Raw genomic sequence first — 13,466 nt, forward strand, 5'->3', positions numbered from 1 at the left:
TGACCGCTGCATTTACACGGCTATTGATTAATTTGCGCAGTTATTGACAAAAACTACGCGAATATTAAATTCTGAGTGAAATAAACAAAAAACCCTATTATTTTAGCAATTATCTCTTTAAACAACGGGTAACCCCATTTCTATTTTAGAATTATGAGAAAAAACCATGTCTTATTAGCCATTAATCTAATGGCTTTTGTTATTTGCAGCCATTCTGTTCTTGCTCAACCTATTTACCAATGGAATGGTAATAGGTGGATGTCTTCATCCTCCTCTTTTACTCCCTTCCTTGAAATAATGAAGTCTCAGACCGGGGCTTTAGGTCCTGTATTGCGTTTAACCAATGGGGCCGGTATGCCTGGGGCACAATGTGCTTTTGAAATAGCCACGTTTGATGCTGGCACCAACCCGGCTAACTTTAGAATTGTAGCTACTGACCTGGGTGATTATGCTTCCAGGGTCGAATTTCAAAACAAACCAAGGGGTGTTATCGGCGACCCGCTGCAAACCAGGCTAACTATAGCTGATTTTGGTTTTGTTGGTATAGGTACAACCAATCCAGCCTCAAAATTGCATGTTTCTGAAGGAAATATTGCTGCTTCTACCAATGATCAATTAGATGGATTTGTACAAATGTGGGGTGGCAATGCTGTTATTTGGAAGTATGGCAGTACGTCTAACGGATTACGGTTTGGTTCTGCAAATGACCTTAATGCCGGCGGCTGGTCTGAAAAAATGCGGATCTCAGATAATGGAGCCGTATGTATTGGTACTATTCTAAATAACCCACCAGATTACAAACTTTTTGTTGAACTGGGTATTCGTACGCGTAAGGTAAAAGTAGACGCCGTTAACCCCTGGCCCGACTATGTTTTTCATTCCAATTACCCCTTACGTCCTTTAAGTGAAGTAGAACAGTATGTTAAACAATACGGTCACCTGCCTGAAGTCCCTTCTGCAGAGGAAGTTAACAAAGAAGGTATCGACCTCGGCAACAACCAGGCTGCCCTATTAAAGAAAATTGAAGAGCTGACCTTATACGTGATTGAGCAGAATAAGAAACAGGAGAAGCAGGAAATACTTATTCAGGAACAAAGCAAACTGTTGCAGGCGCAGCAACAAAAACTGGAAGAACTGGAGAATCAGGTAAAGGGAAAACACTAAAAGAATTTTCCTCCTATAATACAATGCCCCGATGGTACTACCATCGGGGCATTGCTGTAAAAATCCCCTGTAAATAGAAACGCGTATCCCTGTTTTTTGAAGGATTTTAATTGATGGTGCGCACTGCATTTTAGAATACCTTGCAATGGATATTTATTTATAATTCTGATCACGATGCAGGCGCCGGTTTCGTATAAACTATTAGGACAACAACTTTGGTTATCAGCACACAGAAGTGTTTTTTGGGAAGAAGAAAAAGCCCTTATTGTTTCAGACCTTCACTTTGGCAAAACGGGACATTTTCGCAAATCGGGCATAGCTGTGCCCCAGGCCGTATATAAAGAAGACCTGCAACGGCTCGTACACCTCTTACAATACTTTCAACCCCGGCAAATAATAGTGGTAGGCGATCTTTTTCACAGCCACCATAACAAGGAACTGGAACTGTTTCAACGGTGGCGGCACGATTTTCCCGACCTGCCTGTTCACCTGGTCAAAGGCAATCACGATATTCTGCACGAAAGCTGGTACAAACAATGTAATATTCATGTTACAGACGATGAATTACAGATCGGCGTGTTCAGGTTCCGGCACGAACTGGATAATGTAATCCCCAGCGATACTGATTATTTTTTCTCAGGTCATATCCATCCCGGTATTCGAATAAGAGGCAGTGCCAAACAATCGTTGAGCTTTCCCTGTTTTTACTTTGCCAGGGCGTTTTGTGTGCTGCCCGCATTCAGCCGGTTTACGGGTATTGCGCTGGTACGGCCTGAAGAGGAAGAAAATGTATTTGCCATCGTAAACGACAATATTGTACAGTTGCAATGAGCCCTACACCCCCGATACTTAAGATCGCATTTGATCCTATATATGCACATCCGCTGCCCGAAGGACATCGGTTCCCTATGCTTAAATATGAACTGATACCTGAACAATTATTGTATGAAGGCACCATAACAACCCATAATTTATTTTCACCAGCAGTTTGTGCGGATGAAATAGTATTGTGGACTCACGACGCAGCATATTTGCAGCGATTACACCAGCAAACCTTATCGGCCCGCGAACAGCGGCATATTGGTTTTCCGCAATCGCCCCAGTTAACGCGCCGGGAGCTGGTGATCGCTCAGGGTACCATCGACTGTTGTTACCATGCTTTTGTACATGGCGTAGCATTGAATGTAGCGGGTGGTACCCACCATGCATTTGCTGACAGGGGAGAGGGGTTTTGTTTGTTGAATGATTTTGGCGTGGCGGCCAATTATCTGCTTAAAAAAGAAAAGGCGCATAAGATCATTATTATCGATCTCGATGTGCACCAGGGCAATGGTACGGCAAGGATCTTTGAACATGAACCCCGCGTGTTTACATTCAGTATGCATGGCGCTCACAATTATCCGTTCCATAAAGAAAAAAGCGATCTCGATATTGCGTTGAACGATGGTACCGATGATAACCTGTATTTAAGCCTGCTTCAAAGCAATCTGTTCACTTTGCTGGAGCAATTAAAACCCGATTTTGCCTTCTATTTATCAGGGGTTGATATTCTATCGACCGATAAGTTTGGTAAACTGAAAGTTAGTATAGAAGGTTGCCGGCGACGCGATGAAATGGTATTCTCGCAACTAAAACAACTCGGCATTCCTTGTGTAGTGGCCATGGGCGGCGGATATTCGCCCGATATCAAAACTATTGTGGAAGCGCATTGCAATACATTTCGAGTGGCAAAGGATATTTACGAATTGTAATTTGGCAGAAGGCAGAAGGCAGAAGGCAGAAGGCAGAAGGCAGAAGGCAGAAGGCAGAAGGCAGAAGGCAGAAGGCAGAAGGCAGAAGGCAGAAGGCAGAAGGCAGAAGGCAGAAGGCAGAAAAATTTAAGCGTCGCAAGATAATTATAAATCTCAACAGTCGCGAGCTGTTTGCCGTTTGCCGTTTCACGTTTGCCCATTCACCATTCACGGGTATTCTACTTATTACCTCTTATTTCTTTTCTCTAACTGCTGATAGTTTAGGAAGTAAATGAATCTTACAGTGAGTTCATTACCATGCGGGGTGCTGAACAACTGCCGGGCATTATTGGTGTAGTATTTATAGTTATTAGCGCTAAGGGCATATTCATAATCTTTACCCAGCCAGTTCTTCCAGCCAATTATTAACCGGCTACCCAACCGAAAATCCCAGGTATAGAACACATCCAGGTTAAAGGCATTGTAATTGATGTTGTAATCACCTGGTTCCAGATCGTAACGCGCTGCCCAGTATCCATCGTTGTGAATAGTGTACAGATTGGTGTTCTGTAATCGGCTCCAGTAATGCCGCGCCCTGAAAGAAAGGTTCATGCGCGAGGTAAAATTGTACACACCGCTGCAAATGGCCGTTACATCGGCATATTTGCGTCTGGCCAGTAGGGGTGCCTTCGTAACCGGATCGCGTACGAACGCATAACCAAACTGACCATTATCGTATTGGCGTTTATAACTCATTTCCAATGTAAGCTTGTCGCTGAACCGGTATCGTACAGCCAGCTGAAGACCATAAAACGGATCGTTGGGCAAAGGGCCCTCTGCACCGCCAATAAGCCAGCTAACAATTAATGGTTTGCGATTATCAGTATTGCCTTCTATAAACAGGTTGTAATAGGGCGACCGTTTTAAGGTTTGTCTGGGTGTTTGAAACAGGCTGGCAGGCGTTTGCATTTCGAAGAAATCGTTATACCACCAGGGAGCTATATCGGCAGTGAGTGTAAGGTGCCAGAAGTTTTTAAACAACCACGATGAGGAGGCCTGGAAAGATGTTTTCTGGTAAGCAAATGGCTTGAACAGATAATCCCGGTTCACTACTATTTTATAGCGCTGGTTTAAAAAGGAAGGGGTTGCCTGATATATATTATAACTGACTGAACCTGTATTGGAAAAGGCATTGGGCGATAACTGAAAGCCCAGGTCGTTGGGGTCATATTGGGCTGTTCTCAATTCATTAATGTAAGAGAATTGCAGGTTGCCGCTAACTTTGCCTGCCTCCAGATAATTGGAAAAGCCATCGTACATGCCAGCGGCTACATCTACCATACTATACCTTGGTTTTACCACCAGGCCATACCGGTTGGCCTTATCGTACAGGGCAACATCCAGAGCAGTAACATTGGCGTCGCGTTCATGCCCATTTCGCAGCACATTGGTATTGGTAAAAGTGATGTACGACCGGTTCTTCAATGCCTGGTCTATCACCACAATATTGTAATTGGTAAGCGGTTCGGTTATTACGGTAGAATCTTTTCCGGTGCCGCGATTGCGCAGGGTGGCTTTTACGTTTTCAGTAACGGCATTAAAGACACCTATGCCCAGGTTGCCAGCTGTTCGGCCCGAAAACTTCACGGCATTATATAACCTGGTTACCGAGGGGTTTTTTAAAAGCTGGTAGCCATCTAGATCACCCGAACTGATCTTGTTTTGCAGGGTATCATATTTATCAGGTGTTTTACCAATGCGGCGTGAGTAAAAGATGCCAGCCTTATTAAAGAGTTCGGTACCCTCAGTAAAAAATGGACGGTTTTCCCGGAACCTGATCTCGAATGGGCTGATATTATTGATGACATTATCTGAAACCACCTGACCAAAGTCGGGTATTAAAGTAGCATCGAGGGTGAAGCTTTCGTTAATGCCATATTTAACATCCATGCCCCCGCTTTTAAGCGTTTCTGTTTGTTGTGCAACGTTGTTATGAGGTGTTTGCCGGTAGCCGCCGCTAACATACGGGGAGAAGCTCAATCGTAAGGGTGGTACCAGTTTATTCAATCCGGTAATATCACCAAACTGATTGGCGAAACCGCTAACGGCAGGGTTTACCGGATTCCAGAAGGAAGTTTCATTGAAGCGCCGGCTAAAGCGCATGAACTGTATGCCCCAGTCGGCGGCCGATTTACGTGAGAAGCGAAGGGAAAAAAGCGGGATACGCATTTCAACGGTCCAGCCATCGGGGCGAGCGCCTACTTTACTTTCCCATACTGCGTCCCAGCTTATATCACCATACATGCCTTCAGTAGCGGTGTAATTAGCGCTTACGCGTGCATCTGTTTGTACATTGCGGGCAGTTACCAGGAATTGAAAAGCATTTTGCCGGTCTTTATAAGTATCGAGGAAAACAGAAAAATAGTCAACGTTCGCCTTTTGTAAATTATCGCGGGGGGTGTATTGGCGCCTGATCTCAGCCGGATCATCATACAGGTAAGCACCTATGTAAATAGCATTGTTATCATACAAGATGCGCACTGTTGTTTTTACAGTAGCTGGATTACCATACACGGGTGTGTTGGTAATAAAGTCAACAGCTACGGGTGCATTTTGCCAGGCTGAGTCCTCTAATGAACCGTCGATCCGGGGCGCCTGGGCAACGGAAATAGCCTGGGTTATTTTAGGTTGTGCCTTTAACCCGGTATAAATAAAGAATGTTAATATAATAACCAGGCCTTTAGGCATAGGTTATTGTAAGGGTGGCTTTAATAGCCGGATTTGCCTGTTGAATATGGGTCATATAAATACCTTTTATTGATGCGCCAATAGAGTTACCCAATTGTAAACAAAATCTACGCGCTGTGCGCTTAACAAGAGGTATAGCTGCTATCAGGTTGAATGGATCTCAACCGGATTTACATGGTATTGAATAATGCAGACGGGTTAGCCAGATTCCTGCTAACCATTTAAGTAGATAAGGAAATATGACAAATTACTGGTGGGAATGTCTGGTCGCGCGTAGACAAACCGCTTAAATTATTGATAAATATAAGAAGTTCTTTTCAGTTTCCAGTTACCGGATACCGGTTGTCTGCTGGTTGGTAAACAGTTACCCAGTTAAGTGGGGCAGCGGGTGAATAAAAGGGCTCGATGAATGAGTGCGTGGAGACCGGTAACCGGCCTTGCTTCGATGACACTTAGTGATTGTGTACCGCCAAAGCTTTATCGAAGCAAGGCACAGTAATCGGGAACAATTAGTTTGAAATGTATTAGCTGTTTTTATACCTAGTTTATCTTCTTCTTAAGATAACTCACCTGCTCCTGTAATGTATTTACTACATTGGCCAGTTGATTCACATTCCAGTGCGGTTGTGCATTGGCCTTACCAATGATCATCGTGGCTTTCCATACCTCTATTATGTCTTCGCCATTTACCTGATAGGGCTGATAGGTAGGGTTGTCGCTAACAAGGGTATATTTGTTCTTGGAACGATTATTCTTCATCATTCTTTTGTACACAATGCCTTCGTTGCGCGATACAACTATATAGGTGAAGGTGTTCTTAACATCGTTGATGTCTTCCACCTTTTCGCCTACGATAATAGAACCGCTTGGGGTTGGTAACATAGAATCTCCCACGATCTCGAATGCGCGGTATTGACCGGGCGCCAGCATGGGAAGGGTGAAGGTGTTCAGTTCATCAATAAATTCCGGATCAGCATACCCCGCGAGATAACCGGCTGCTGCTTTTACGGGAACAAACTGTATTTCATTGGTCCCAGCGCTTAGTTTTTGAGCGCGTCGTTTGGCCAGGTAATTTCCCTTACTGTCTGCCAGATCTTTCAGTAACAGATCATCCAGGGTGAGTTTGAACAATTCACCAACGAGTTCAAGAACATCGATGCGTGGTTCTGCCCGCTCTTCTTCATAAGCACCTAGTAAGGAGCGTTTGATCTGTAGTTTGGTGGCAAATTCTTCCTGGGTCCACCCGCGTAGTTTGCGCAGATATTTCAGATTTTTACCGGCCGTAGACATAGACTAATAAGTTTAGCGCTAAAATACTAATTATTTTATCATAAAATGTGAAAAGAGGTCATTAAAATTTCATTTGGAGTGTATTGTTGAGCCGTCCTATCTTTGCACATGGCAACAAGAAATAGTGCTCCACAGAAAAAATCCCCCCAGTCAAGTAAGTTTTTTGGTGAAGGTTTAACGTTCGACGACGTTTTACTAGTCCCCGCTTATTCACAAGTACTACCAAGAGAAGTAGATATAAGCACCTGGCTTACCAAAAATATTAAGCTAAATGTTCCCATGTTATCGGCCGCCATGGATACGGTAACCGAGGCCAATCTGGCAATTGCCCTGGCCCGTGAAGGCGGTTTGGGTATTCTGCATAAGAATATGAGCATTGAAAAGCAGGTTGAACAGGCGCGGAAAGTGAAGAGAAGTGAAGCGGGGATTATCTTTGACCCTATAACGCTACATGAAGAAGCCACCATTGCCGATGCTCAACGGCTAATGAAAGAAAACCGCATCGGTGGCATTCCCATCGTTGATAATAATAAAAAGCTGGTTGGTATTTTAACCAATCGAGATCTGCGTTTCGAGACTGATAATAAACGCATTGTAAGTGAGGTAATGACCCACGAAAACCTCATTACCGCTCCTGAGGGTACCACGCTTAAAAAAGCAGAAAAGATTTTACAACAACATAAAATTGAAAAGTTACCGGTCATTAAAAAAGACGGTACCTTGTTTGGACTGATCACCTACCGCGATATTTTGCAGGTAGTGAGCTATCCCAATGCAGTAAAAGACTCTTATGGGCGTTTATTGGTAGGTGCTGCGCTGGGTATTACCCGCGATCTGCTCGACCGGGCTGCTGCGTTGCAGCAAATAGGGGTTGATGTAGTTTGTCTGGATAGTGCACATGGCCATAGTAAAGGCGTGCTGGATGCGTTGAAAACCCTGAAGAAGAACTTTAAAAAACTGCAGGTTATCTCTGGTAACGTTGGTACAGCTGCCGGCGCTAAAGCAATGGCAGAAGCAGGTGCCGATGCAGTAAAAGTGGGTATTGGCCCCGGTTCAATTTGTACCACCCGCATCGTTGCAGGAGCTGGTGTTCCGCAGATCACTGCTATTATGGAAGCTGCTTCTGTTTTAAATAAGTTAGGTATTCCATTAATTGCCGATGGTGGTATCCGTTATACCGGTGATATGGTGAAAGCGCTGGCCGCAGGTGCTAACATGGTAATGATGGGTAGCATTTTTGCCGGAACCGAAGAAAGCCCTGGCGAGACCATAATTTATGAAGGAAGGAAATTCAAACAATATCGTGGTATGGGTTCACTCGGCGCTATGAGCCAAGGTAGTGGCGACCGCTACTTCCAGGATGTGGAAGCTGATATCAAAAAGTATGTACCCGAAGGCATTGAAGGCCGGGTGGCTTTCAAAGGAAACCTGAGTGAGATCGTTTACCAATACGTTGGCGGCCTTAGATCTGGTATGGGCTATTGCGGTGCAAAAGATATCAAAGCTTTACAACAGGCACAGTTTGTTCGCATTACCAATGCCGGTATGAAAGAAAGCCACGCGCATGATATTGAAATTACAAGAGAAGCGCCGAACTATAGCAGACGATAAAAAAAGGCTGTTGATTTATTAGATGGCCTTTCATTATAATAACCGTTACAGGTTACATGTTTCGGGTTGCAAGGGATTAAAAGGCCCTGAAACCTGGAACTTGCAACCTGTAACTTGTTTTAAACGCTGACCGATGAAACTCCGTAATTTACTGCCATATCTTTTCCTGCTCATTTGTTGCGCTGCCGCAGCCCAACCCGATACAAGTCATTTGCGCATCAGTCTGCTTACCTGCAGCCCGGGCGTTGAATTGTATTCAACATTTGGTCATACGGCCCTGCGGGTTACCGACAGCGCCCACAGCGTTGATATGGTATATAACTACGGTACTTTCGACGACCGCGATCCTAACTTTTATGCCAAATTCACCAAAGGCATCATGTTGTATGCGCTCTCAAATTATTCTTACCAGGAATTTTTACAGGAATATGCATACGAGCACCGGGGCGTTATTGAACAGGCGCTGCAGTTAACCGGCGAACAAAAACAAAAAATGTACGCCGCCCTGCAGGAAAACGCCCGGGAAGAGAACCGGTATTACAATTATTATTTTCACACTGATAACTGCACTACCCGCGCCCGCGATATGATAGAACGGCAATCAGGCGCTTCGGTAGTTTTCAAAAATATCCTGCCTGAAAAAAGACCTACATACCGCAACCTGATTTATACCTATCTTGATAATGGCAACCAGTACTGGAGCAAGTTTGGCATTGATATGTGTCTGGGTAGTAATTTCGACGACCGGGTAACCAATAACCAGTCTATGTTTTTGCCCGATTACCTCATGAAAGGGCTCGACAATGCCACCGCCGATAGCCACCCGTTAGTGTTACAAAAGCAGGTTGTTGTGGCCGCTCCGCCTGTGCCCCCCGCATCAAACTTAATAACTCCGATGTTTTTATTCTCGACGTTATTAGTTATTACGGGACTGTTATCTTTCAGTACCAACAAGTGGGCGCTACGGTTCCTGAACGTATTTGACTGCCTCTTTTTCCTTTTCGTGGGCGTCTTTGGTTTATTGATCGTAACCCTGTGGGCTATACGGGTTGATATTGTTTGTCGCAACAACTTTAATGTTTTCTGGGCGCTGCCTACCCATTTCTTCGTTGCATTTGTAGTGTATTTAAAAAGGAAATGGTTACAACAATACTTCCGCGTTGTATTTGTACTGACCTTTTTATTTACCCTTTGCTGGTTCTTTATTCCACAACAAATAAATGTGGCTGTATTACCATTGTTGGGCATCATTATGATACGTAGTTATTTTCGGGGGAATTTACCTGCGAAAAAGCGCGTAACTACGAACACTACAAACATTTTCAACAGCTCAAAGGCGATAAATATTGAATTGTAGTACCTTCAGGCCATGGCAACAGAAAACAATATTCTTCTAAATGATAAACCAGTATTTTATCGGGTAGAAGGAGAGGGGCAGCCAGTGGTGTTGATACATGGCTTTGCCGAAGATGGTACTGTTTGGGAGCACCAGGTAGAATATTTAAAAAGTAAATTTCAACTGATCATCCCCGATCTGCCCGGCAGTGGCCGCTCACCCATTAATGAGGCTTCGTGGTCAATGGAATATTTTGCAGAATGTATCCGCCAGATAATGGACAAGCAAAATATTACAACGGCCAGCATGATCGGTCACAGCATGGGCGGGTATATTACCCTCGCGTTTGCCGATAAATATCCTGACCGGTTACAGTCATTTGGATTGTTTCATTCCACCGCTTATGCGGATAGTGAAGAAAAAAAGATGGCCCGCCGCCGGGGCATCGAATTCATTCAGCAATATGGCGCTGGCAAATTTTTAGAGCAATCTTACGCTAATCTTTTCTCCGACATAACAAAAAAGCTCCAGCCCGAACTGGTGAATAAAATAGTAGCACGCTACACCAACTTTGTTGACCTATCGCTCGTAAACTACTACCAGGCCATGATCGTGCGTCCTGATAGGACCCATGTGCTTAAAAACTTTTCCCGCCCTGTGTTGTTCATAATGGGAAAATTGGACAATACAGTGCCATATGAACAGATATTGAAACAGTGTTATATGCCTGGATTGTCATATATTCATACACTTGAACAATCCGGCCATATGGGAATGTGGGAAGAACCCGAATTAAGCAATGTTTTCCTAGAAGAATTTTTAATGCATGGCCAAATTGTATAACGTAAATTTTGTTGTAGCCCAGCCTAATGAGAAGATCCCTGGCGATAGCTTTGTTATTGTTTTTTGGAACGATCCAATCCCTGTTTGCTGAGCATATTAAGGGGGGAGAAATGTTTTATGAGTACCTGGGACCTGGAAGCGATCCCAATTTTTTACAATACCGGGTTACTTTAAAATTATATATAGATTGTAATGCCAATAGTAGCGGACAACTTGACACGGAGATCAAGTTAACGGTGTTTGATAAAGGCAATATTGGGCAGGTACGTGGCAGTCCGTTTACGGCATCATATAGTAATGATGTATTTCTTCGGTTCGATCCCAGTTCCAATCCCTGTATCAACAATCCCCCTTCGGATGTTTGCTACCGGGTGCGCTCGTTTTCCGCAGTTATTTTTTTGCCTATAAGTACCAACGGGTACATTATTGCTTACCAGCGGTGTTGCCGGATCAATAATATCGTCAACCTGCAGGCGCCCAGTAATTCAGTAGGTGCTACCTATACCTGTGAAATCCCCGGCACCAATGTTTTACCGGATGCTTATAAAAATTCCAGCCCCAGATTTTTACCCAATGATGCTACCGCTATTTGCCGCGGCAGTAATTTTACTTTGAGTTTCGCTGCAGTTGAACCTGATGGTACGGATTCCATAGCATATATGTTCTGCAATGGTTATTCAGGTGCTTCTTCTACCAGTCCTAATCCCTCATCTGCCTCACCGCCTCCCTATGCCTCATTGAATTATCAGGGCGCTTATAATGGAAATGCGCCATTGGGCGGCCAGGTGCGCATTAATTCCAAAACTGGTATTATCAGTGGTATTGCACCTTCAACCATCGGGCAATACGTGATCACGGTATGTGCCTATGAATACCGCCAGGGCAGATTGATCAATATTCATCGTAAAGACGTGCATGTTAAAGTGTCGGATTGTATTCCGCTGAAAGCCTTGCTGGATCCCAATTATGCTTTTTGCGACGACTTTCTGGTAACTTTTAAAAACGAGCAGGTGAACCCGGCTGGTTCCGTATACACCTGGGATTTTGGCGATGGGTCACCTCCTGAAACTACCAGCGATCTCGAGGGCCGGTTACAACACCAATATCAAAGTGCCGGTAGCTATACGGTTAAATTGAAAGTAGTGCTGGCCGGGCAGTGTGAAGATGAAGCAGTAACGGTGGCAAACGTATATCCAGGGTTCTTTCCCGCATTTAAGGTGCAGGGTACTTGTGTTTTGTTGCCAATACAATTCATTGATCAAACTACTGCAACATATGGGCGGGCGGCCAAATGGACCTGGGATTTTGGCGATGAAACAACCGATGCAGATGTGTCTTCCGTGCAAAACCCTGGCTGGAAGTACAACACCCCCGGTTCAAAAACGGTATCGTTAACCGTAGAAAGCGACAAAGGATGCATCGCCACCATCACCAACATCGCCGATGTGCGTGACAAACCCCCTATTGACCTGCCTTTTAAAGATACATTGATCTGCAGTATTGATACGTTGCCATTGATTGCGAACGGCAATGGTATCTTTTCCTGGTCACCGCTTTATAATATACTGTATGAAAATACGTCCCGGCCATTGGTATGGCCAAAGCGAACGACCACCTACTCTGTTTCCTTAAATGAAAATGGTTGTGTGAATACCGCTGATGTACGCGTGCGCGTGGTTGATTTTGTAACCCTGGATGCAGGCGTAGATAGCACCATTTGTCTTACTGATACGGTTCAGTTAAACCCGCAATCTGATGGTTTGAAGTTTGAATGGACATCGAATAATCCCAGTTATTTTGATAACCCCAATGTGAAACAACCCTGGGTAAGGCCTTCCAGCACTACCATTTATCATGTGGTAGCACATATTGGTAAATGTTTGGCCGAAGATGATGTAAAGTTAACTACTATCCCATACCCCATAGCCCGGGCGGGCGCCGATACGCTTATTTGTTATGAAGATACTGCCAGTATTCACGCCAGCATGGTGGGGTATCGGTTTTTCTGGAGTCCTATTAGCACTTTAAGCGATCCTGATAATTTGAATACCCTGGCCTGGCCAAGAAGAACAACTTCGTATGTTCTTAGCGTGTATGACACGTTGGGCTGTCCCAAGCCAGGACGCGATACGATCGTAGTGCGTGTGAAAAATGAGATTGTTGCTTTTGCGGGAAGGGACACTTCCATTGTAGTGGGCCAACCATTGCAGCTGAATGGAAGTGGTTCTGATTTTTACGAATGGCAACCTCCCCTGTATCTTAACCGGAACGATGTTCAGAACCCTGTGGCCCTGCTGAATGATCATTTCAGTTATCAGCTAAGGGCCTATACAGTAGAAGGATGTTACGACCTTGATACCATCAACATCAAAGTATTTAAAACCGCACCTGATATTTTTGTACCCAATGCGTTCAGGCCAGGTAGTGGTCGCAACAATGTGTTGCGGCCGATACCGGTTGGTATTGCCAGGCTCGATTATTTCTGCGTGTTCAATCGGTGGGGGCAAATGGTTTACCAAAGTTATTCCACCGAAGCAGGCTGGGATGGGACTATTGGCGGAAAACAACAGGATGCCGGCACCTATGTGTGGATGGCGAGGGGAACTGACTACACCGGTAGGCTTATTACGAGAAAAGGAACTGCTGTATTGTTACGTTAAATTCTCTGTTCACTGTTCAAAGCGCTCAGTTTTAAATTGAATGTTCTCTATTTTAAGTTCCTCGGTTTATTTGTTATTGGGTTA

9 protein-coding genes are annotated in these 13,466 nt (G+C 44.5%); 7 read left to right on the forward strand and 2 right to left on the reverse strand.

The window, feature by feature from the left end; translation table 11 throughout:
- Nucleotides 1–153: 153 nt before the first annotated feature.
- From J7I42_RS14320 to J7I42_RS14330, 3 genes are all read left to right on the forward strand, one after another.
- Nucleotides 154–1,164, forward strand: a complete 1,011-nt coding sequence (locus tag J7I42_RS14320; protein WP_209139506.1) for a V-type ATP synthase subunit E family protein — start codon at nucleotides 154–156, stop codon at nucleotides 1,162–1,164.
- Nucleotides 1,165–1,338: 174 nt separating this feature from the next.
- Nucleotides 1,339–1,995, forward strand: a complete 657-nt coding sequence (gene pdeM, locus J7I42_RS14325) for a ligase-associated DNA damage response endonuclease PdeM (protein WP_209139507.1) — start codon at nucleotides 1,339–1,341, stop codon at nucleotides 1,993–1,995.
- Nucleotides 1,992–2,915 (forward strand): histone deacetylase family protein, encoded by a 924-nt coding sequence (locus J7I42_RS14330; RefSeq protein WP_209139508.1) that lies wholly within the window; start codon nucleotides 1,992–1,994, stop codon nucleotides 2,913–2,915. The genes pdeM and J7I42_RS14330 overlap by 4 nt, the downstream gene beginning before the upstream one ends.
- 225 nt (nucleotides 2,916–3,140) lie before the next feature.
- Here J7I42_RS14330 and J7I42_RS14335 read toward each other — a convergent pair whose 3' ends face one another.
- Complete coding sequence (locus tag J7I42_RS14335; RefSeq protein ID WP_209139509.1) at nucleotides 3,141–5,642, reverse strand: DUF5916 domain-containing protein; 2,502 nt, start codon at nucleotides 5,640–5,642, stop codon at nucleotides 3,141–3,143.
- A gap of 540 nt (nucleotides 5,643–6,182) precedes the next feature.
- Complete coding sequence (locus tag J7I42_RS14340; RefSeq protein ID WP_209139510.1) at nucleotides 6,183–6,932, reverse strand: LexA family transcriptional regulator; 750 nt, start codon at nucleotides 6,930–6,932, stop codon at nucleotides 6,183–6,185.
- A 108-nt stretch (nucleotides 6,933–7,040) separates the two neighbouring features.
- On the opposite strand from J7I42_RS14340, the gene guaB reads away from it, so the two are divergent.
- The 4 genes from guaB to J7I42_RS14360 all read left to right on the forward strand — a co-directional run bounded on the left by guaB (nucleotide 7,041) and on the right by J7I42_RS14360 (nucleotide 13,382).
- The gene (guaB, locus tag J7I42_RS14345) at nucleotides 7,041–8,543 is read left to right on the forward strand and encodes an IMP dehydrogenase (RefSeq protein WP_209139511.1); all 1,503 of its coding nucleotides are present in this window, start codon (nucleotides 7,041–7,043) and stop codon (nucleotides 8,541–8,543) included.
- 133 nt (nucleotides 8,544–8,676) lie between these two features.
- Entirely contained in the window at nucleotides 8,677–9,900 is a 1,224-nt protein-coding gene (locus tag J7I42_RS14350) for an Lnb N-terminal periplasmic domain-containing protein (protein WP_209139512.1), read from the forward strand.
- A gap of 12 nt (nucleotides 9,901–9,912) precedes the next feature.
- A complete protein-coding gene (locus tag J7I42_RS14355) occupies nucleotides 9,913–10,722 on the forward strand; it encodes an alpha/beta fold hydrolase (protein ID WP_209139513.1) in 810 nt (269 codons plus the stop codon).
- A gap of 26 nt (nucleotides 10,723–10,748) precedes the next feature.
- A complete protein-coding gene (locus J7I42_RS14360; protein ID WP_209139514.1) occupies nucleotides 10,749–13,382 on the forward strand; it encodes a PKD domain-containing protein in 2,634 nt (877 codons plus the stop codon).
- The last annotated feature ends 84 nt before the right edge of the window (nucleotides 13,383–13,466 follow it).

The organism is Niastella soli (genome assembly GCF_017742245.1).
Lineage (GTDB): Bacteria > Bacteroidota > Bacteroidia > Chitinophagales > Chitinophagaceae > Niastella > Niastella soli.

What these genes read in the sequence shown, in the direction of transcription:
- J7I42_RS14320 (WP_209139506.1), top strand. Translation starts at nt 154, where the DNA reads ATGAGAAAAAACCATGTCTTATTAGCCATTAATCTAATGGCTTTTGTT.
- pdeM (WP_209139507.1), top strand. Translation starts at nt 1,339, where the DNA reads ATGCAGGCGCCGGTTTCGTATAAACTATTAGGACAACAACTTTGGTTA.
- J7I42_RS14330 (WP_209139508.1), top strand. Translation starts at nt 1,992, where the DNA reads ATGAGCCCTACACCCCCGATACTTAAGATCGCATTTGATCCTATATAT.
- J7I42_RS14335 (WP_209139509.1), bottom strand. Translation starts at nt 5,642, where the DNA reads ATGCCTAAAGGCCTGGTTATTATATTAACATTCTTTATTTATACCGGG.
- J7I42_RS14340 (WP_209139510.1), bottom strand. Translation starts at nt 6,932, where the DNA reads ATGTCTACGGCCGGTAAAAATCTGAAATATCTGCGCAAACTACGCGGG.
- guaB (WP_209139511.1), top strand. Translation starts at nt 7,041, where the DNA reads ATGGCAACAAGAAATAGTGCTCCACAGAAAAAATCCCCCCAGTCAAGT.
- J7I42_RS14350 (WP_209139512.1), top strand. Translation starts at nt 8,677, where the DNA reads ATGAAACTCCGTAATTTACTGCCATATCTTTTCCTGCTCATTTGTTGC.
- J7I42_RS14355 (WP_209139513.1), top strand. Translation starts at nt 9,913, where the DNA reads ATGGCAACAGAAAACAATATTCTTCTAAATGATAAACCAGTATTTTAT.
- J7I42_RS14360 (WP_209139514.1), top strand. Translation starts at nt 10,749, where the DNA reads ATGAGAAGATCCCTGGCGATAGCTTTGTTATTGTTTTTTGGAACGATC.